The sequence below is a fragment of the Microcoleus sp. PH2017_24_DOB_U_A genome (assembly GCF_020738205.1).
Lineage (GTDB): Bacteria > Cyanobacteriota > Cyanobacteriia > Cyanobacteriales > Microcoleaceae > Microcoleus.
This window is the reverse complement of record NZ_JAEQCT010000045.1, coordinates 96274-116695: the sequence shown is the minus strand read 5'-3', so window position 1 is coordinate 116695 and position 20422 is coordinate 96274. Positions and strand designations below refer to the sequence as shown.

At 45.3% G+C, this 20422-nt stretch carries 16 protein-coding genes and 1 pseudogene; 9 read left to right on the top strand and 8 right to left on the bottom strand.

All coding sequences use genetic code 11. The features are described from left to right. Positions 1–631: 631 nt before the first annotated feature. The 3 genes from gap (at position 632) to JGK07_RS13725 (ending at position 3331) form a co-directional block, all read left to right on the top strand. Entirely contained in the window at positions 632–1663 is a 1032-nt protein-coding gene (gap, locus tag JGK07_RS13735) for a type I glyceraldehyde-3-phosphate dehydrogenase (RefSeq protein WP_293175471.1), read from the top strand. Positions 1664–1798: 135 nt separating this feature from the next. Next, on the top strand, positions 1799–2173 hold the full coding sequence (locus JGK07_RS13730; protein ID WP_293204391.1) for a DUF1823 family protein: 375 nt from the start codon (positions 1799–1801) through the stop codon (positions 2171–2173). A 462-nt stretch (positions 2174–2635) separates the two neighbouring features. After that, a complete protein-coding gene (locus JGK07_RS13725) occupies positions 2636–3331 on the top strand; it encodes a CsgG/HfaB family protein (RefSeq protein ID WP_293223740.1) in 696 nt (231 codons plus the stop codon). 557 nt (positions 3332–3888) lie between these two features. On the opposite strand, the gene JGK07_RS13720 is transcribed toward JGK07_RS13725, so the two are convergent. Then, entirely contained in the window at positions 3889–6258 is a 2370-nt protein-coding gene (locus tag JGK07_RS13720) for a protein phosphatase 2C domain-containing protein (RefSeq protein WP_293223737.1), read from the bottom strand. Between the two features lie 285 nt (positions 6259–6543). Between JGK07_RS13720 and JGK07_RS13715 the strand changes: the two genes are divergently transcribed. Together JGK07_RS13715 and JGK07_RS13710 are read left to right on the top strand one after the other, a co-directional pair. Further along, complete coding sequence (locus JGK07_RS13715) at positions 6544–6744, top strand: hypothetical protein (protein ID WP_293175434.1); 201 nt, start codon at positions 6544–6546, stop codon at positions 6742–6744. Between the two features lie 253 nt (positions 6745–6997). Continuing rightward, positions 6998–7303: a hypothetical protein gene (locus JGK07_RS13710; RefSeq protein WP_293189496.1), complete on the top strand. Its 306-nt coding sequence runs from the start codon at positions 6998–7000 to the stop codon at positions 7301–7303. A gap of 61 nt (positions 7304–7364) precedes the next feature. On the opposite strand, the gene JGK07_RS13705 is transcribed toward JGK07_RS13710, so the two are convergent. Further along, positions 7365–8546: a transposase gene (locus JGK07_RS13705; RefSeq protein ID WP_293175430.1), complete on the bottom strand. Its 1182-nt coding sequence runs from the start codon at positions 8544–8546 to the stop codon at positions 7365–7367. Positions 8547–8943: 397 nt separating this feature from the next. Continuing rightward, positions 8944–9288, bottom strand: coding sequence for an NAD(P)H-quinone oxidoreductase subunit M (locus JGK07_RS13700; protein ID WP_293175428.1), 345 nt, complete (start codon positions 9286–9288; stop codon positions 8944–8946). Positions 9289–9631: 343 nt separating this feature from the next. Here JGK07_RS13700 and JGK07_RS13695 point away from each other — a divergent pair, with 343 nt between their 5' ends. Next, a complete protein-coding gene (locus JGK07_RS13695) occupies positions 9632–10828 on the top strand; it encodes an AAA family ATPase (RefSeq protein WP_293175426.1) in 1197 nt (398 codons plus the stop codon). Further along, positions 10822–11445 carry a DUF4276 family protein gene (locus JGK07_RS13690; protein ID WP_293196580.1) on the top strand — a complete coding sequence of 208 codons (624 nt, stop codon included), beginning with the start codon at positions 10822–10824 and terminating at the stop codon, positions 11443–11445. Before JGK07_RS13695 ends, JGK07_RS13690 begins: the two co-directional genes overlap by 7 nt. A 246-nt stretch (positions 11446–11691) precedes the next feature. Here the strand turns inward: JGK07_RS13690 and JGK07_RS13685 are convergent, their stop codons facing one another. After that, entirely contained in the window at positions 11692–13428 is a 1737-nt protein-coding gene (locus tag JGK07_RS13685) for a pentapeptide repeat-containing protein (RefSeq protein ID WP_293213451.1), read from the bottom strand. A gap of 110 nt (positions 13429–13538) precedes the next feature. Between JGK07_RS13685 and JGK07_RS13680 the strand changes: the two genes are divergently transcribed. Further along, entirely contained in the window at positions 13539–14324 is a 786-nt protein-coding gene (locus tag JGK07_RS13680; RefSeq protein ID WP_293175420.1) for an ion transporter, read from the top strand. A gap of 176 nt (positions 14325–14500) precedes the next feature. Here JGK07_RS13680 and JGK07_RS13675 read toward each other — a convergent pair whose 3' ends face one another. Together JGK07_RS13675 and JGK07_RS13670 are read right to left on the bottom strand one after the other, a co-directional pair. After that, entirely contained in the window at positions 14501–15877 is a 1377-nt protein-coding gene (locus JGK07_RS13675; RefSeq protein WP_293204398.1) for an ATP-binding protein, read from the bottom strand. Between the two features lie 113 nt (positions 15878–15990). Further along, positions 15991–17310: an ATP-binding protein gene (locus tag JGK07_RS13670; RefSeq protein ID WP_366516539.1), complete on the bottom strand. Its 1320-nt coding sequence runs from the start codon at positions 17308–17310 to the stop codon at positions 15991–15993. A 61-nt stretch (positions 17311–17371) separates the two neighbouring features. Between JGK07_RS13670 and JGK07_RS13665 the strand changes: the two genes are divergently transcribed. Beyond that, the gene (locus JGK07_RS13665; RefSeq protein ID WP_293241381.1) at positions 17372–17620 is read left to right on the top strand and encodes a hypothetical protein; all 249 of its coding nucleotides are present in this window, start codon (positions 17372–17374) and stop codon (positions 17618–17620) included. Positions 17621–18000: 380 nt separating this feature from the next. Here the strand turns inward: JGK07_RS13665 and JGK07_RS13660 are convergent, their stop codons facing one another. After that, positions 18001–18567: a hypothetical protein gene (locus JGK07_RS13660; RefSeq protein ID WP_293175414.1), complete on the bottom strand. Its 567-nt coding sequence runs from the start codon at positions 18565–18567 to the stop codon at positions 18001–18003. Between the two features lie 134 nt (positions 18568–18701). Then, positions 18702–20229, bottom strand: a pseudogene (locus JGK07_RS13655) (hypothetical protein). Positions 20230–20422: the final 193 nt, after the last annotated feature.

The following is a 20422-nucleotide window of genomic DNA, read 5'->3' as shown; positions in this document are numbered from 1 at the left end:
TGTCAAAAAGATGAGGTACGTTGTTGGGATGCGAGCCCTCTTTGTCTAAGCGGTTATACAAGCCGCCAGTCATACCTCATTTTTCTGAGAATCGCTATATTCAAAAATAACAAATAACAATTGCCAACTGCCAACTACCAACTGTCATTAGAAACCCGGTTTATTTAATAAACCGGGTTTCTGAATATATAGCCTTTCTCAAAAAGATGAGGTATAACTGACAGCCCACATAACTCTTAAACTAAGAGGGCTGAAGCCCAACAACATACCTCATTTTTCTGAGAACCGCTATATAGCCATTTTACATTATCAAAATCGGCCATTGCTCCTACATAAAATCGGATTGAGCTTTTACATAAGTTTTTTTTAATTAATTTAGAGTAATTTAATCAACGATAATGTGATAAAAATCTGTGTTGATTATAGCAATTTTACAATTTTAAAATCATCAGCGATCGGTCATTAGCCAGCGGTCATTTCAGGATTAATTGCATTTCGCCGCCCGCACCAAATTCAGAATTCTTAAGATATAGAAAAGAATCAGTAGCCCAAATCCGTTAGCGTGGTAAATTCTAAGCCACAACAGGCTATCGCGCGATCGACTAGCGATATTTTCAATAGGAGTTTAAACATGGCTGCATTAAAAGTCGGCATCAACGGATTTGGTCGCATCGGACGGCTAGTCATGCGTGCCGGCATCAAAAACCCGAACATCGAATTTGTCGGTATTAACGACTTAGTTTCGCCAGAAAACCTGGCTTATCTTTTCAAATACGACTCTACCCACGGTATTTATGACGGCGAAGTTGAAGGGAAACCAGACGGGATTGTCGTTGACGGACGTTTTATTCCGTGCACTTCGATTAGAAATCCGACTGAATTGCCGTGGGGTAAAGCTGGTGCGGATTATGTTGTAGAATCTACCGGATTGTTTACGGATTTTGACGGCGGTTCAAAACATTTGACGGCGGGAGCAAAACGAGTAATACTTTCCGCACCGACTAAAGATCCAGAAAAAGTTCCAACTTTTCTAGTAGGCGTCAACCACCACAAATTTGACCCGGCCACAGATACTGTTGTTTCTAATGCTAGCTGCACTACTAATTGTCTAGCACCAATTGCCAAAGTTATTAATGATAATTTTGGTTTGGAAGAAGGTTTGATGACGACTGTTCACGCGATGACTTCTACTCAGCCAACTGTAGACGGGCCCAGCCAAAAAGATTGGCGGGGAGGACGCGGTGCGGCTCAAAATATTATTCCTTCTTCGACTGGTGCGGCGAAAGCTGTTAGTTTGGTGTTGCCGGAATTGAAAGGAAAATTGACGGGTATGGCTTTGCGTGTGCCGACTCCAGATGTGTCTGTGGTTGACCTTACTTTCAAAACGGGGAAGGAAACTAGCTATAAAGAAATTTGCGAAGCTATGAAGAAAGCTTCTCTTGGCGAACTGAAAGGTATTCTTGGATATACTGAGGATGCGGTGGTTTCGACGGATTTTCAGGGCGATGCCCGATCGAGCATTTTTGATGCAGGTGCGGGAATTGAACTGAATTCTAAGTTTTTTAAGGTCGTTTCCTGGTATGACAACGAGTGGGGTTATTCTAACCGCGTCATTGATTTGATGATCTCGATGGCCGAGAAGGACGGAATTTTGGGTAAGTAGTATTGTAGGGTGGTTCGGCGGGGCGATCGAATGCGAGGACGAATAAATCGAGATTTTCCCGCGCCGAACCTACGATATGGGTAGACCGCCATAGGTTAAATTGTTGTTATTGTCGATCGCACTCCAACTCGAATTATGTCTGAACTGCCACCGCTGAACAACGAAACTATTTGGGCTATCCTCAACGAAGAAATGGACGATGCTGCTGTCAACCAATTAGTTTGGCTGTATCTAGGCTACCGCTTTGATGCCCAGACTGGTAAGTGGAACAGCGCTGATGTTGCTAGCGAGTGGCGCGAAGATTATCCGGAACCGCCGGATTTTATTGATTCTAGGCCTGCGACGGTGAAATTGACGCGATCGACTCTTCCAGAAAACAAGCAGTTGCTGAAGGAAAAATTGGGATTTAAGGGCTATAAGATTGGGGAATTCGGGCCGAGACAGACTCGCAGGGCGACGATGGCTAATTGGTTGATGGGTTTTTTGGAGGCTGGGGCTTCATTCAGTTGACAGTTGACAGTTGACAGTTGACAGTTGACAGTTGACATGGAAGTCCGAGGATTGGAGTAATGAATCGTCTGATTTTAATTTTTCCCCGATCGGGCTTCGGGCTTTAAACCAATTCTTTCTGGTAATAAATAAGAATTAAATAACTTATAATTTTAATGATTGTGGGATGGGCGTCCCGCCCGTTCTTTATAGACGGGCGGCACGCCCATCCCACAAGCTTGTGTAAATTATTTAATTCGCGATCCTAAGAAAGTATCGAATATTAGGGATTGAAACATTGATCAAAGTCTTGCTCAGTTTCTATTTTTATCTGCCGTTAATTAACAAAAATTAAAGATTTTTAGCGTCAGAATAAAGTAAAACTCTATCGCCCACACCAACATTAATCACCCGCAACCCTGACATCCGGCGGTTCCGTGCACTATTCTAGAGTCGGAACAAAACCATTGTGAGGAAAAATTCATGAAAACAACCACCATATCTCGCTTAACCAGCATTTCCCTAGCTACCCTCATGCTAGTCGGCGTTTCAGTAAATGCGATCGCCACACCAGCCAACATCAAACCCGCAACCCAACTAGCCCAAGCTACCGCCAAAAAGCGCCTCGTAGTCATGGACTTCGACTACGGCACCACCAACAGCTATTACAGTTCCTACAGGGGAGTCGGCGCAGCCAAAGGCATCAGCGAACTCCTAATCAACGAACTCGTCAACAACGGCACTTACACAGTAGTCGATCGCAGCAAACTCGAACAAGTCCTCAAACAAGAAAATCGCAGCGGTTCAATGGATGCCGGCACCGCAGCCGAAATTGGCAAAAAACTAGGAGTTGACGCCGTACTCATCGGCACCATTACCAAGTTTAATATCGACAAACAATCCGGCGGCGGCAGTTTCATGGGTATCGGTGGCGGTTCCCAAAAAACCAAAGCTACTGTGCAAATAGACGTGCGGTTAATCGGAACAGCTTCCGGAGACATTCTGGCCACGGCAAAAGCAGTAGGAGAAGCAGATCAAAGCGATTCCAATTTTTCTGTCAGAGGCATTGGCGGCAACTCCGGGAGTAGCAATGAAGATGGACTTTTGAGCGCAGCAGTTGACAAAGCCGTAGCCCAAATGGTAACTAAACTTGCAGAAGTCTCTAAGAAATTAGGCTAATAAGTTTCCAACTTTTTTAGATTTTAGATTTGGCATAATATAATAATTAAATCTAAAATCTAAAATCTAAAATTATTTCATATCATGTCGGTTCAATTGCCTGTTAGAAAGTTTTTTCGCTCGCTGGGGGCGCTTTATAGATATTGTGGATATCAATGAAAGATTGTTAGTGAAATCGGCTCGATCCATGTAATATTTATTGGTAACTTCATCCCATCTGCTCAACATATAGCTTTTCTCACTCTCCATGAAGTATGACAATTTTTGTGAGTGGTTGATAGTACGAAGAGCGTCTTTATCTCCACAAAACTGACAAAGCTAACAGGCACAAGGAATTACGAATTACCAATTACTATTTAGCATTACCGTCGAACACCTCATCTTTTAGAAAAAGATTACCAAGAAGAATGGGTTTAAAGCCTCCTCCTTTTAGGTGGGAAATAAAACAAAATTATTCACTATTTCAATCCTCTTCCTTTTATGGAGAGGTAGCCCTCAAGCTGTCAACTGTCAACTGTCAACTGTCAACTGTCAACTGAAACTCAAGCCTTAACAGTTTAATTAGTTTTGGGATTTGAGTCAGAAGCAACAGCGCATTTCCCCTGTTGATTCGGGTTGGGACTCGGATTAGTTGCTACCTGAGAAACAGCATCTTGTTCTTGAATCCATCCGATTTCCCCCGCTTGCAATTTGGCGCTTTCTACTCCCACTGTTGGTTTAACAGTGGGAGATGGCGAGGAACTTGCTACCGCCGGAGATGGCGAGGAACTTGCTACCGCCGGAGATGGCGAGGAACTTGCTACCGCCGGAGATGGACTGACTGCTGGTGTTGAAACATTAGAAAAATCCTTATTTAACTTGGGCTTGGGAGAGTTCGATCGCCCTATTTCAGGAATAGAACAAACTTTCAATTCCAGCCAGTTGCCTTGAGGCGTAAGCTGTTTGTTTGTTACCTGCAAAATGCTGCCCGCGGGGACTGTTCCCTTAATGGGCGAGTCACCGATGGCGACTCGCAAATTCAAGCGATCGCCCAATGGGTCTAATTCCCCAGTCGCAGAACTTTTAATCTCTATAAAAGTCCCTTTTTCTAAAGATTTGCTCCCAGTAGGTACAGATTCTACTGTTTTCCCCGGCCCGTTTATAGGATTAGTTAAATGGCGTTTCCCAAAAAGCGACTCCCCGGCAGTATCGATCGCCCGACCCACCGGAGGAATGAAAAAATAAGCAAATACACCCCCCAAACCCAACAAAAATACTATTTTTACCAGCAGCGTAAATATACTTTTGCCTTTGTCGGGCGATCGTACTAACTGCGTTTTCACTTCAGAATTCGTATCGCTAAGGCTGGGGCTTTCCGTCAAATCGGTTGGCATATCCTCGCTGTCAGCAATTAGTTCCATCGGCACTTCTAAAGGTGCGACAGACAATTCTGTCAAAGTATTGCTTTCTTCCCTCAAATGTGCTTGACAGTGAATCAAAGCTACAGTGACATTATCGTGACCGTTTCTAGTATTAGCAATCTCGATCAGTCGATCGCGCGCCTTCGCCACAGTAATGCTACCGTCGAGAATCGGCAAAATCTCCTCTTCCCAACATTGCTCAACCCGGTCTTTATCGCTCAAACCGTCGGAGCACAGCAGCAAAACGCAATCCTCATCCACCGGAAAACGTTGCACCGTCGGGTGCAGAGTGTTGGAAGAAGTAATGCCCAAAGCTTGAATCAGAGCTCCGGCGGCCACTTGTTCCAAAGCATCCCGATAGAGGGAGTAGCCCAAACGTACCTCGCGGCAAGCCACATCGTCATCGAGAGTAACTTGATAGCAGCCGGTGCGGGTAATCCAGTAAGCCCGACTGTCTCCCACGTGGGCGACATAGAGCTCGTGAATGTGCGCTAAAGCCATCACCAGGGTAGTACCCATGCGCTGGCGGCCTTGGCGGTGTTCCGTGTCGTTGCGACCCGCTATTTTGTCGTTAGCAGCACAAGCTGCCCGTTCCAGCTTGGAAGTCAGGCTCAGCGGGTCCCAATTAGCTTGATGCAGGGGCATTTGCAGCAACTTGTCCCGCAGCACAGTAATCGCCAATTCCGAAGCGACTTCGCCGCCGTCTTGTCCGCCGATACCGTCACAGACGATCGCACAAGCTTCCGATCCCGGAATTCCGGCAAACACCGTACCATCGGGCGGATAGCAAGCATCTTCGTTGTGAGCCCGCGCTCTACCGACATCCGTGCCCGTGGCAATTTCCACAGTCCGATCGTAAAATCGGCCGCATTTTGCCAAAGCTTTATCCAATTGGCCCATCAGTTGTTCGCCGTGGCGCACTTGACCGGCCACCATTTGCTGGCAAAGCTGTCGCAAAAAATTGGCGATTGCGGGGTGAGCATCATCGATCCACTGCTGCCACAATTTGCCCAATTGCGACAAACTAGGCGGTTTGGGATCGGGCTGCAATTCCAAAAACCGAACTAATTGCCCTTCCACCCGTAGCAGTTCCGGAGTCAGCAGCGTCGCAGCCACGCCCTGAGCGATAAACGGCTGCCAAACTTTGGCAATTTGCCACAGCCAATTGAGCTGTCGCATGGCGGCTGCCCCTTTCCAGGTGTCCGCCAATTCCGGCATTAATGATTCCGTCACCTTTAAAATAGGTGCGTTTTCCAGCAGCCAGATATCTCCCGAGAGCTTGCTGAGCCGGGACGATACCAGTCCGTATACTTGAGGTACGTGCAACTGATAGGCAAACAGTCTCAGATAAGGAGCGATCGAACTCGGAATCTCTTCGGGCATTTCCGGCAACTGTTCCGGTTGAGTATCGACAAGAAGTCGATCGCGCTTGAGCAAATAGCGACCCGCGATCAGATCGCCCGGCTTACAAGCTTTGATCCCTTCACCTACAGCCCACAAATAGTGTTTTGGCACAGAGTTTTGCATAAGGGTTCCTGACGCCTTTGGGCCCAGTGCTGATCTGAACTATTCTAGCGCTTGAACCTCGATGGGTTGATACGTGGCGATTATTTTACACCCCCGCTTTCTCAGCACGCGGGGACTCTTAAGACTTTACAGTGCTAATCTCCTGATTTTTCAGGTTCCTAGGCTCACCAAGCTAGCACTTTTCGGTGCTCTGTGATTTCTCCAGATAATGTTTTAGGCGTGACTTTCCCCCAGTCCAGCAGTTAGTTTTAATGTCTTGTACTGACAAAAACAGTCTACCATTTTGTGGGCGCTCGGATAAATCTGGCGATCGGCTTTCATAGCTTGACTCAGGCGCGACGGAACCGAAGTCAGGAAGCTGAAGGGCGCGATGTTTTTAGCATATTCCCGATCGTGCCAATGGACGAAGCAATCGCGACTTTGAGCGGGAATAGAGACTTTGAACTGACTGTAATGCTAGGATGCAGGTACGTAGAAGTCCCCTGAGCCAGCAGGTATAAATAAGTATCAATTCTCACTTTTGTCGCGAAGGGCGATCGGTGCCTAGTGCCTGAGTTTCGCCTGTCTAGTTAAATTTAACGTTACCCGCATACCGATGCCAGCCCCCGACAGGAGTCGCAAGCAGCACAAAAAATTAGATATTAGTTCAAGCCCCCAGATTCATCTGTGGTATCAATCTAAAATCTAAAATCTCAAATTTAAAATCGATCGGCCTCTGCAAGCTGTTGAGTTACTAACCATGCCCGTACAAGAGTCCAGTACCATTCCCGAGAATTTGCCCGATCCGAAGCTGCTCCCGACCGTCGAGGTAGACGAAATGCTGACTAAGATTAAGCATTCTCACGGTTTTTATTACCAAGTGATGAATCTTGAGGTATGGGCGCTGGTGGAAACCTTGGATGGGCTATTTCCGGGCGCTTGGGGTCAGTTTATGACCAACCGCCAAGTTGCGGTAAAACAGTTTTTGCAGCGCGATCCCAATTGTGCGGTAACTCCCAAGAAGAGCGGGAAAGACGCAGAAACGGTGGGGAGTGAGGAAGATTGATCTATTGACAACTCCCCTGCCTTGCAGCTTGGGGATTCTTGGTTCATCAGGATAGCTCATGCTACTTGCCCTCCCCAAAATTCACTGCGATGTGTCCCACCGCTGTATATCCACGTTGCAAAACCACTTGCGCGGCTGCTACATCTCGATTCGTTTCAAACCCACACTCAGGGCATTTGTGCATCCGTTCAGACAGTTCCTTCTTGCCTGTGTGCGTCTGGCATCTAGGACAAGTTTGACTTGTTCCATTAGGATTGACCTTAGCAAAGTATGCACCCCTCTTGAAACAAACATGATTCAAGAGGTTGAGGAACTGTCCAAACCCTGCATCCAGAGTGTGCTTGCGGAGCATTCCGGCTGACATCGCTTTGAGATTCAAGTCCTCAGCAAACACAGTCTGCGCTTGGTCGCATAGATGATGAGCGGTTTTGAAATGAAAGTCCTTGCGGCTATTCGAGATGTATTCGTGATGATTAGCAATTTGATGTTGGAGTTGACGAAATTTTCTAGAACCCTTTTTCTTGCGCGACCGTTGACGTTGCAGCAATTTCAGCTTGCGTTGTCCATCCACAAAGAATCGAGGTCTATCAATCAACTCACCATCAGACGTTGCTAGAAAATGTTCCAACCCCAAATCAATGCCTAGTCCGTGACCTGATGGTGAAACTTGAGGGACTTCGACATCGCACTGCAACGTGAGCATCGCATAGTAGCCAGATGCGCGTTTCACAACACGAATTTGCTTGACCTCAAAGCCATCAGGAATGGGACGCGACAAGTGCATTTTGACCAAACCAATCTTAGGAAGATTGACCCAATCCTCACCATCGAATCGTTTCACGGATTCTAAATTCAGTTGCGGAAAGACAAACGATCTCATCCTTTTTTTGAATCTAGGGAAACCGTGACCCCGTTCCCACATTGCGACAAACGCTGCTTCGAGTTGACGCAACACTTGCTGCAAGACATGGGTATGAGGCAGCTTCAATTCAGGGATTGATTTCTTTGCCTCGAAGAGTGTTTTGCACTGACGAGCAAAAGTGGGTCGGGGTGCATCATTCGTGATGATGTACTCCTGCTTGATGCTGCATGAATCAACATCGCACTTACGGGAGTTAACCCAATCTTTTCGCTCACGCAATGCAAAGTTGTAGACCTTGCGGCAAATATCAAGCCACTGGTCGAAGGTTTCGCGCTGCGCGTCGGTCGGAATGAGTTTGTACTCGTAGGTTAAATTCAGCATAAAACCATTCTAGCCTTCCTCTGAATAAACGGATATGTATTTATTCAGAATCCTCGATGAAGCTTTTGATTCTGCTTGACTAAGACTTGAAAGCCGTCCAGGAAGGACGGGGCTTGTACCCATTTCTTCGGTCAATCGATTTTAGATTTTAGATTGAAGAATTTTAGATTGAAGCATTGACCCCACGGATAAATTCGGGGGGCAAGTTTCATCGGATACAGGTTTTTTATTTCTCCACGGATGAATCCGGGGGCTTGTATCCTGGATGATTTCGGTCAGTTGTCGGTTGTCAGTTGTCAGTTGTCAGTTGTCATTAGTCAGCAGTCATTAGTCATTAGGAAGAAGGAAGAGGGAAGATTTTTTTAATCTCCCCGTCTCCCCGTCTCCCCGTCTCCCCTTAGAGGTGAATTTTGGCATCAACTTGAGGAAGTCCCATGCTGTAGTTGACAGCGCGGCTGTTGAGGTTGTAGCTGATTTGGCCTTTTTGTAAGAACGATCGCACCAAGTGTTCCAATTCCGAACCGATGCGGCGGAGGTTGTATTCCGTCAAGTCTTCGCCCTCGTAGGAGTCTACGAGTTGGTCAAATTTGGCATATACCTGTTTGACTGACTCGTCGTTCCAGTTGAGTTCGTTATCTGGGTCAATGTCGATCGTCAAAAGGTCGTTGCTGGGTACGAGTTCGTTGTCTTCGAGGATGGCGGTGTATATGCGAATATGGCGGGTGGTGGACTTGAGCTGCATGAGTTCTTATTTGTAAAGATTTTTTCCTGAACCTATTGTAATGGCACAGAGATGCGCGAAGGACTGGGATGACGAGGATTGAACCGCGAAGACGTGTTAGGCTTGCGCCGCGCGTAAGCACTCTTGTCGCGAAGGAAGAGAGAGGGGAAGAGGGGGAAAGGGGGGAAGGGCGATCGTATTTTCATGTTCGCAGTCAGGTTCGTAGTGAGGACTTCAGTCCTTCTATTTTTAAGGACTTCAGTCCTTACTACAAACATTTTAGTTTTGAGACTTACTTAATTCAACACTAAAAACGAAAGCATTCGCAATGTATAATAGTTGAGAATTCGCCTAGGAGGACAAGGTGGAAGGCAAGAAATTTATTCACTCCCTGCAACTGCAAAACTTCCTTTCCTATGGAAGTGAGGGGGAAACAATTGAACTGCAACCATTAAACGTGTTGATCGGTACTAACGCATCGGGCAAGTCTAACTTAATCGAAGCGATGGGAGTGTTGAAGGCAACACCTACAGACTTACCTGCTCCGATCCGTCAAGGCGGAGGCATCAGCGATTTTTTGTGGAAAGGTGAAAAAGGTATTCCTACAGCAAAAATTGAGGCTATTTTAGATTACCCAGAACGAGCGATGCCACTGCGCTATCAGATTAGTTTTACCACATCCGGTCAGAGACTTGAGGTAGTGGACGAAGCTATAGAAGATATGGAACCGCGCTATAGTTCAGAAAGCGAGCCATTTTTTTATTACCGTCATAATAATTGGGGACGCCCAGTTATCAACGTTACAGAGGACAACGAGCAAACAAGAAAGTTGCGGACTCTGCGGCGAGAAGACATCATTCCCGATCAATCAATCTTATCTCAAAGAAAAGATCCAGAACAATATCCAGAGCTATCATATCTGGGTAATACATTTTCCCAAATAGGTTTATATCGTAACTGGCAGACAGGGAGAGATTCAGTATCGAGAAAAGCTCAACAAACTGATTTGCCGGAACATCCACTTTTAGAAGATGGTGGCAACTTAGGACTGGTTTTAAACAACTTACAGTATCAATTAGGAAGCAGGCAGATTATTGAAAAATTAAAACTATTTTACGATGCAGCCGAAGAACTGAGTATCAAGATTTATGGCGGTACTGTCCAGATATTTATCCGCGAAACCGGATTGATTCAGCCAATTCCCGCAACCCGTTTATCAGACGGTACGCTGCGTTATTTATTCTTAATAGCTTTACTCCTAGATCCAACTCCACCGCCACTTATCTGTATTGAAGAACCGGAGATTGGCTTGCATCCCGACATTTTGCCTGCGATTGCTGAAATGCTAATCGAAGCTTCACAGCGCACGCAATTGATTGTGACAACTCATTCCGATGCTTTAGTGTCGGCGCTGAGTCCTGAGTCTGTGTTAATATGCGATCGAGATGATAGAGGAAGTCACCTGAACCGTCTCGATGGCGATCGACTAAAAAAATGGCTTGAGAATTACAGTTTGGGAGACCTCTGGCGGATGGGAGAAATCGGGGGAAACCGATGGTAAAGGAGGTTCGCATTTACATCGAAGGTGGCGGCGATGGCAAGAATACAAAGCAATTGCTCCGACAAGGATTTAGCAGTTTTTTCAAAGAACTGGTGCAGGTTGCCCAAAGCAAGAAAATCAAGTGGCAGATCATTCTCTGCGGTTCTAGGAATCATGCTTTCAGGAATTTTAAGAATGCTTTGGAAGATCACCCAAATGCCTTTGTCATCCTTTTAGTTGACTCAGAAGCACCTGTAAAGCAGTCGCCTTGGGAGCATTTGAAGTCGAGGGATAATTGGGATTCGCCTGGGGTGGATGACACTCATTGCTATCTGATGGTTCAAGCGATGGAAGCTTGGTTGATTGCTGATATTGATACTTTGAAAAGATTTTACGGGCAGGGATTTAAAGAAAATGCGATTCCTAAAAATAGGAATGTAGAGATGATTGAAAAGGATTTGTTAGAACCAAGTATGAAAGCAGCTACCCGCGACACAAAATCGAAAGGCGAATATCAAAAGATACAGCACGCTTCCAAGCTGTTAGAACTGTTGGATGCTGACAAAGTTCGCAAGGCTTCTTCAGAGTGCGATCGTATTTTTAGAATTCTCACCGAACTAATGGAACAAGGCAACTAGAACGACTTGCGCGCCAGGGCCCAGAAACCGGGTTTTTTCGAGATATTTCGTTTCAGCCCGCAGATTCGGCAAAAAACCCGGTTTCTCAGAGTCGCAGTGCTTAAATCCAGTACAGGGGCCAGAAACCGGGTTTTTTCGCGAAAATATGGGTTTGGGGCGACAGATTCGGCAAAAAACCCGGTTTCTTTAGTCGCAATGCGTCACTCCAGAAATATAAGGATTGAAGTTTTTATTACACACATTAATTTATTTGCGAGTTCTCTTGTAAGTTCTGCCGTCTGGCATAATTGCGCCCGTTAGTTTTGCACCTTCCATCTTTGCTCCTGTTAAGTTTGCTCCCGCCAAATTAGCCTCCTTCAGATTAGCTTTCTCTAGGTTTGCCATTGTCAAGTTTGCCCCGCGCAAGTCTGCTGAAGTTAGATCGGCTTCACTCAAATTGACACCACTCAAGCTAGTTCCACATAGATTGAACCACCTTAAGTTTTGCCCGCTCAAGTTGATGCTATCTAGGGTTAATCCGACCAAACTTACCCCAATAAGATTAACACCTCTCAGGTCAAGACCTCTGAGGTTAGCTCTCTTCAAGTTAGCTCCAACAAAGCTTACACCTGTGAGGTTAGCGACCTTCAAGTTAACGTTCGTAAGGTCTACTCCCATAAAACTTACACCTGTCAATTCAACGCCTGTCAGATTAGTAGCACTTAGGCTTGCGTTGTTTAGATTTGATTTGCTTAAATCTGCTCCTGCCAAATTAGCACTATTTAGATTGGCAGAAGTTAGGTTAGCACTATTTAGATTGGTAGCAGTTAGGTTAGCAGCCGCAAAATTTGCCCCTGTTAAGTTTGCTCCACTGAGATTTGCCCCTGTGAGGTTTGCTCCTGTGAAGTTTGCATCGCTTAATATTGCTTGACGGAGATTCGCTTGAATCAGTTTTGCATACTCCAATTTTGCCTTAGTTAGATTCGCACTGCTTAACTTTGCCTCTATCAAATCAGCTTGTTGCAGATTGGTTGAGCTTAAGTTTGACTCTTGCAGGTTAGCTCCAATCAAGTTTGCCTTGACTAGGTTGGCATTACTCAGGTTGGCATTACTCAGGTTTGCTTGACTGAAACTAATGGGAGATTCCAGAATTTTTCCGCTCAAATCCACTCCTGCTAAGTTAACGCCTGTAAAATCTCGTTCTCCGTCTCTACACCGCCGCCAAAATTCCTCAGCAGTCAGTGCCGGTTCCTGACTTTCTTGAACTGAACTATCTACATCCCCATCTACTTCCACATTATCCGCATTCACAGGATTAGCAACAGACTCTCCCGCAGCCACTTCCTGCAATTGCTTATCCACCCGATCGCAAAAACGCCTCAAAACCTCAGCATCATCAACCTTCCCACCAGCATTCGCGCCCTTCTCAACTGCTTTCTCAACATGATACTTGTCCACAAAACTTTGCAATCCAGCATTATATCCTTGTCCTACAGCCTGAAATCTCCATTCACCATTCTTTCTGTACAAACGTCCAAACTCTAAAGCCGTTTCTTGCAAAAAAACCTCTTTTAAATTATACCGAACCAGTTCGCTACCAGTCTTGAGATTGTAAAGCCGGATAAACGAATTTCTGACTTGACTAAAATTTTGATTCTTTGCCTGTCCCTCGTGAATGGTAACAACAAACACAATTTCCTCAACAGCAGCATCGATCAGACTCAAATCCACATAAACCGTCTCGTCATCTCCCTCGATTTGTCCCGTTGTGTTGTCTCCCGAATGCCGCACCGCGCCGTCTGGCGATGTCAAATTGTTGTAAAATACAAAATATTTTTCATCGGGAATTCGACCGTCAGCGCCTAACATGAAAACAGATGCGTCAATGTCGTAGTTTTGTGCTGTCTGGCTGACTTGCCAACCCAGGGCGATCGCAACTTTATTGAAATCAGGAGCTTCCTTAGAAAGATTAAATCTGTCACCCTTCGTTAATTCGATAGTCATCTTCAATAATTACCTGATATTTGAAATTAGCGCTTTAAATATTTTAAGCTATTAGTTAGAGAGGATACAACAATATTGTGTCCCTACCCAGCCTACAATACAGATTATTTATGTTAAACCGGAAACAAATTGCATTTTATCTAGAAGATATTGAAACGCCCACAGGGAGAACCGTTAGTTTAATTATTACCGGACTAATTCTCCTCTCTTCCGCCAGCTTTATCGCTGAAACTTATCCGATTTCCCAATCCGTTAGAATCAAATTACAAACTCTCGACACCGCCCTTTTAGTTGTTTTTGCTGTCGAGTATTTACTGCGACTTTGGTGCGCTGACTATAAAATTAAGTTTATTTTTAGTTTTTTCTCTATCGTCGATTTGCTGGTGATTTTACCATTCTTTTTTGGATTTGTCAATGTCAGTTTTATTCGGATTTTTCGCTGGTTTAGAATTCTTAGACTCATCCGCTTTCTGGAATTGAAAAATTCTGTTTTTCGCATCAGCAGCGAAGATGGAGTGATTTTTTCCAGAATTCTGTTTACTTTGCTGGCGATAATTTTTGTTTATTCTGGTTTGATTTATCAAGTTGAACATCCCGAAAATCCTGAAGGTTTTGGGACTTTTTTGGACGCTGTTTATTTCTCGGTTGTGACGATGACTACGGTGGGATTCGGTGATGTTACTCCGATTTCGGAATCTGGTCGTTTTCTGACTATTTTGATGATTGTGACGGGGATTGCTCTGATTCCTTGGCAATTGGGGGATTTGATCAAGCAGTTAGTTAAAAGTGCTAATCAGGTAGAAACTGTTTGTACGGGTTGCGGTTGGTCTGTACATGATGCTAATGCTAAATTCTGTAAAATATGCGGCACTCAGTTAGATAATGGTAAGAGGTAATTGCGAATGGGGCATTGGGCATTGGGCATTGGGCATTGGGCATTGGGCATTGGGCATTGGGCATTGGGCATTGGGCATTGGTTATTAGAACCAACCAATAACTAATAACTCATAACCAATAACCAATAACCAATAACCAATAACTAATAACTAATAACTAATAACTAATAACTTCTTTAAGCTAAGGGTAACAAGATTTCAAATTCGGTACCGGTGCCTAATTGCGATCGCATTCTGAAGGCGCCGCCGTGTTTGCCGGTCACTATTTGATAGCTAACGGCTAAGCTCGTTTCTTTGAGGGCGCGTTTTTCGGTAGAGAATGATTCTAAGATTTTATTGTACTTGTTAGGTGACATTCCTGGGCCGTTATCTGCTATGCGAATCGAAACCCAGCGAACGTGTAATTTATCCAAATCACTCGCAGGTTCGGGACAGCAGACTTGAGTTGTGATTTCAATTTGAGGCTGGCGCTCGAAGTCTTTTATTACTCCACCTTTGAACTCTTTCGCCAATTCTTGACCGACTGCTTCGTTAATTAATGTATTAATAGAATTGGTCAAGATATTCATAAATACTTGGTTTAGCTGTCCTGCATAGCACTGAACTGGCGGCAGGTATCCGTAGTTTTTGACTACTCTGATTTCCCTGGTCAAACGACTTTTGAGCAGCAAAAGTATGCTATCTATGTTGGCGTGCAAGTCGGCTGGTTTGGGATAAACATCGTCGATGTGGCAAAAGTTTTGCAAACTGCTTGCTAATTTCCTCAAACGTTCGGCTCCGGCTTTGATGCTGGTAACTGTTCGGAGGAAATCGTTTTGCAAAAAGTCATAGTCTATATCTTCTTTTAGCTGTGCTATTTCTGGCGGGGGATTGGTACAGTGCGCGTCGTAAACTGAGAGCAACTGCATTAAGTTTTTGCTGTATTCGCTGATGTAGGTTAAATTGCCCCAAATGAAGCCTACCGGATCTAAAATTTCGTGGGCTACTCCGGTGACTAAACGACCTAAGCTGGCCATTTTTTCGCTTTGAATCATTTGAGTTTGGGCTCTTTCGTAGCGGACTTGAGTTTCTATGCCACGAATTTGCCAGTAGGCGATGTTTAGTGCGTGAGGATCTAAGAGCCGGTAAGATTGGGAGTCGATTTGGACTACGATTGGTTCTGACTGCAATTCGGGCGATCGACGCAGAGCTTGTTGAGCCGCTGCCAAAATGGTTGTACTCTCTGCAAGCAATAATATTTCGACGCGAGCGTAACTGTAGAGAACCTTCAGCGGTAAGTGCAAAAATAGCTCGGGGCCTTGGGGTTTGAGCAAATATTCCAGCAGTTGTCTGCGGGATATCATCCCGACCAATTTTCCTGCTTCTATCAATACGGCTCCCGGGATTGGGCGATTCTGTTCAAAGATTTCGGCAACTACTACGGCCAAGCAGCTCGATTTAACCTGAAATTGATACAGGGGCAAATCTTGGAGGGTAGACTCTAGGGAAAGATCTTGATGGCTGCCTTCGGAGAGTGAAGGGCCGAGGAGTTTGGGACTTAATGTATTTGCCACTGAAACTTTTAGTTGCCGAAACACGCTCTTAAAGCAAAATGAGGACTTAACTACTAAGCTAGCCGATCGCGCTTAACTTGGATGGCCGAACCTGAAGGCTGTTCTTGAGTTAATCATGTTTTGCCAACGATCGGCAGGAGTATTTCAAATTCGGTGTGCTGGCCGGGCTGCGATCGCAATTTTAGTTTGCCGCCGTGCTTTTCTGTGATGATTTGATGGCTGATTGCCAGCCCCATACCGCTGCCTTTGCCTGCTGGTTTAGTGGTAAAAAATGTGTCAAATATGTGCTGCTGATTTTCTGGGGTAACGCCGGGCCCGTTATCGGCGATCCCAATGGCGGCCCACTTGCCCTCTGCGGTTTCTACCACTTTAGTCGTAATTTGGATTTGGGGCTGCCAGTTATCCGCGCACTCTGTATCTAGTTCGCGATCGGCTGCATACTCTGTCACGGCGTCTAGAGCGTTAACTAACAAATTCAAAAACACCTGACTCAATTGACCCGAGTAACCGTTAACTAGCGGCAGTTCGCCGTATTTTCTTACCACTTCTATGCCATTTTTAAAGCGATTTTTCAGAATTAACATTGTAATCTCCACGCATTCGTGAATGTCTATTTCTACTGGCTTTGTCTCATCCATGTGAGAGAAGTGGTGCAAACCGTTGACTATTTTTAGTAATTGTGAGGCTCCCCACTTCATGCCTTCTAAGGTGACTGGCAAATCTTCTTGTAAAAAATCAAATTCTATTTCTTCTTTGAGGGCATCAATTCGGGGACACGGTTCCGGATATTCTGCTTCATAAACCGAGATTAGCTGAAGCAAGTTTTCAAAATAGGACAGCAGAAAAGTAAAATTTCCCCAAATACAGTTGAGCGGATTTCTAATTTCGTGGGCTACACCTGCTACAATCCTCCCCAGACTCGCCATCTTTTCGGTTTGGATAAGTTTGGCTTGGGTTTGTTCGTGGAGCAATTTATTTGTCAATTGATGAATTATTGATTGAGCAACCATTAATTGGTGTACGTCTAACAGTCTGTAGGTCTGGGGTGCCACTTCGACTACTACAGGTTCGTAAACTAATTCTACTGATCTGTAAAGCGATTCCTGGGCGGCTTCTACTATTAATTTACTGCTAGGAAGCACCAGTAGCTCTTGCCTGGAAAATCTGTACAATACCTCTATCGGTCGCTTGAAAAACATTTCTAACCCGTAGCGACGGTTAACTTTTTCAAAAAATTGACGCCTGGATATGATGCCGACAAAAGTACCCATATTTGTCAACATGACACCTGGAAGCATGGAATTTTCTTCAAAAGCCTGGGCTACTTCTTTTGCCTGTTGAGTTAATTCTATTTGGCAGTTGTAGAGAGGCAAGTCGAGGAGAGTTGATTCTAAGGAGATGTTCCAAGTACAAATTGCAGGTATGTGTAACACTGATAACTCCGAGCTAATCTGATGCACAGCCAACATAGATGAAACTCCTGTTAAATTTTGTATGATGGATAACTTTAGTTGCTATTTATTGGTAACTGGTAATTGGTGGTGGGTAATTATTAATTTAAAAAATTACAGCAGCACCGGATGGGAAAACTCGATCGCCCTGGCATTGTCTGCTAAAGATTTGGTTTCTGAATCAATGTTAAACGATCGAAGCTTTTGTGGAACTTACGGAGCTTTGTTATTAACTTTTTACCATGATATACCATGCGATCGCCTGTTTTCGGAAATCTTAAAAAATCATTAAGGCACTTTGGTTATGCGTTATACCATTTTTGGGTGATGGTAGGGAATTGGAGAGCAGCGATAGCGGGCAATTGGTGAATATATGGGCATGGATCGAGGGATCTAGGGGGCGGATGGCGATCGTCCAATCCGCGCCCTAAGGGCAAAGGTAAAATCGGAATCAGCCAGAAGCAAGAAGCAATCAAATGCAAGGGTTTCAGGAATTAAGAAAGTCCTAACCGTCGGGCGTTGCTGCCCTACCACTCTAAATAAATGCAACTTTAGGGAACTTCCCAACTCCGATTACCGTCTTACTACCGTTTATTTTTTGCAATTTACAATCTGCAATCTGCAATCTGCAATCTGCAATCTAAAATCTAAAATCTAAAATCTAAAATCCTCTCAGGGTTCCACCTCGGGCCAGAGGCGTTCTAGCTGATAGCGCCAAGCGCCGAGAGTCTGTTCGCGAGACTCTCGCCCGAGTTCCATTTCGCCCATCAATCCCTCTGCGTAAAAACGATCTAAAGTCTGAAGGGTGGTTTCTATGGATTGTCCCTGCATCTTGGCTGCTTTGATGATTTGACGGATGCGGCTTTCGATTAAACCGCCGAAAAAGTCGGACAAACCTTGTTCTTGCAAAGCTAGCAGTCTGGTGATGGCGGCCGAGAAATCGGCGGCGGCGAGTGTAGCGCAACTGTGCTGAAACACTCCCCACAAAACGTTTTGATGTATGGCGTAGCGAGTTTCGAGGGTGGTGTCAAAGTTAGCTTCTAGCAGTTTCTCGAAAAACGGTTGAGCTTCTTGGGCATCGGCGATGGGTAGCAAAATCCGCAACCAACTTCCGTCTTCTGAAAGCAGGACTAAAAGCCGAAATTTAGGGGTTTGGACTTGCCAAGAAGTGGCAGCAGGCGTCTCAACATTTTCGCCAAATAAGTCTTTAAGGGTATTACTAATTTCTTCGGGAGTCATGGTAATTTTAGATTTTAGCTTTGAGATTGTAGGCTGGGGAGTTCTTTTTAAAGTTTTTGATGTTTACCACATACTTCAAGTATGGCTTAGTATCAAGTGAATCTAAAATCTAAAATCTAAAATCTAAAATCTGTTTACGGCAGCCAGCGGGGGTGATAGCCGGCAAAGGGAAGTTCTTCTGGCTGTACTTTTGCGGGAGAGTTGTCTGCGGGTATTTCTAATAAGGGTAGCAGCCAGAGGCGACTGGTGGCGATCGACTGTCCGCTATCGTTGCGGGGAGTGTCTGCTGCTGTGGGTTTTGTTGTTGTGACTGATTGGTCGAAAATTAATGCCAGCCCGTCGGGAGATAAACTGATTTGGGTATCTAGTTGGTTTGGCAAAACCAGCAGCGGTTTGATGGTTCCTACCAAACGAGTGCCCTCTTTTTTGAGGTCGATGGCGGCGATGAAAGGCTGTTCTTTGTAGCTTGCGGTTTTGAGGCGTTCGGCTAGCAAGCAGTAGAGACGCTGGAATTGGTTGTCTTTGTCTTTGCGCGGATCGAAATAAACGGCGATGATGCTACCGGGAATCCGCAGTATTTCTTGTTCTGCGCCTTGGTTGTCTAAAATAAAGAGCGATCGAGTGTAGTCGCTGTTGTATTTAACGTAGGCGGCGGCGGAGTTGTCGCGGGCCATCCCCAATACTTGTTCGTATTTCGGCAAAAATTCTACTGGATCTGCTTCTGGTTTGAGGGGGACGATCGCTAATCCTTGTTTTTGAGATATTACCATCGATTTGCTGTCGGGGCGAATCATAAAATCTCCGCCTTGTTGGTTCTCCAAGGGTTTGGGCGCGACTTTTTCTTCCAAAATCCAAGGACTGAAATCGCCGGGATTGCGGCGGTTGACGCGCTGGATAATGATGATTTTTCCGTCGGCTGAGAGGTCGAATTTGAGCTGCTGGTTGTGCTGGTTGGGCTTGGGATCCGGGGGATTGTGGATTGAGGCCGGTGGTGACTGTAAATAGTTCTTGATTTAGGGTGCCGCCTGTGCGGGCGATCGATCGATCTGTGGCGGAGAATAAAATGCGATCGCCCTCGGGATACGGTTTAAAATCGGTGACAACTAAATCTTTGGGAGTCAGCGGTATCGGTTTCGAGTTGCTGCTGCTGAGATTGACTAGCATTAATCTGCTTTCTGTTTCGCCTTGAACGCCGATGTAAACAAAAGCTCGATCGCGGCTGCGGAAGGAACTGCTAAACGGTTGAATTGGCGTTCCTTTGTTTTGGTTGTTTTCTCCAAAATACTTGTCGGTGGCGCCGGCGAGTTTTAAGGTGTAGGTAACACCGTAGGGTGCTGGATCTTTGAGGGTGTAGGCCATGCGCCTGCCGGCCCAACTGAATTTACCTGGGAGGGGCGGTTCTAGTTTTAAGTTTTCCTCGACGGTGGAGTGGTTCATCGGCCGAAAGAAGTTGAGAATAAAGCCGGTATCTGCGGCGCCGATTTGTTTGTTCTCCCAAGTAAAATCTCGCACTCTGGGCGCTGTGCGATCGCCACTCAGCAGCAGCAGTCCCATTAAGACGCTCAGCAGTAGGATGAGGAAAATCGCTACCTGGTCGATCGGCTGTTTGAATTGCCCAATAGCGAAGGATGAAGGATTAATTTTTTTGTTAAAAATACTCACAAATGTTTCTCTCCTTTTCCTGCTGTAAAATTAACCGCCCATTTTTTCTATTTCATTCAGGCCAGGACGCGCTTCCAACTCTTAGAAAGCTATTTTTTTCACCAACAGTAATGGCTGCTACTTCTTTTTGGTTAGAAAAAACTCATTTTTGAAAGTTGTGGTGTGTCTTGGACTGAATAAAATAGACCTATGA

Bases quoted from the DNA above. Each gene is read 5' to 3' on its own strand.
- gap (WP_293175471.1), top strand. From the start codon at position 632: ATGGCTGCATTAAAAGTCGGCATCAACGGATTTGGTCGCATCGGACGG.
- JGK07_RS13730 (WP_293204391.1), top strand. From the start codon at position 1,799: ATGTCTGAACTGCCACCGCTGAACAACGAAACTATTTGGGCTATCCTC.
- JGK07_RS13725 (WP_293223740.1), top strand. From the start codon at position 2,636: ATGAAAACAACCACCATATCTCGCTTAACCAGCATTTCCCTAGCTACC.
- JGK07_RS13720 (WP_293223737.1), bottom strand. From the start codon at position 6,258: ATGCAAAACTCTGTGCCAAAACACTATTTGTGGGCTGTAGGTGAAGGG.
- JGK07_RS13710 (WP_293189496.1), top strand. From the start codon at position 6,998: ATGCCCGTACAAGAGTCCAGTACCATTCCCGAGAATTTGCCCGATCCG.
- JGK07_RS13705 (WP_293175430.1), bottom strand. From the start codon at position 8,546: ATGCTGAATTTAACCTACGAGTACAAACTCATTCCGACCGACGCGCAG.
- JGK07_RS13700 (WP_293175428.1), bottom strand. From the start codon at position 9,288: ATGCAGCTCAAGTCCACCACCCGCCATATTCGCATATACACCGCCATC.
- JGK07_RS13690 (WP_293196580.1), top strand. From the start codon at position 10,822: ATGGTAAAGGAGGTTCGCATTTACATCGAAGGTGGCGGCGATGGCAAG.
- JGK07_RS13685 (WP_293213451.1), bottom strand. From the start codon at position 13,428: ATGACTATCGAATTAACGAAGGGTGACAGATTTAATCTTTCTAAGGAA.
- JGK07_RS13680 (WP_293175420.1), top strand. From the start codon at position 13,539: ATGTTAAACCGGAAACAAATTGCATTTTATCTAGAAGATATTGAAACG.
- JGK07_RS13665 (WP_293241381.1), top strand. From the start codon at position 17,372: ATGATGGATAACTTTAGTTGCTATTTATTGGTAACTGGTAATTGGTGG.
- JGK07_RS13660 (WP_293175414.1), bottom strand. From the start codon at position 18,567: ATGACTCCCGAAGAAATTAGTAATACCCTTAAAGACTTATTTGGCGAA.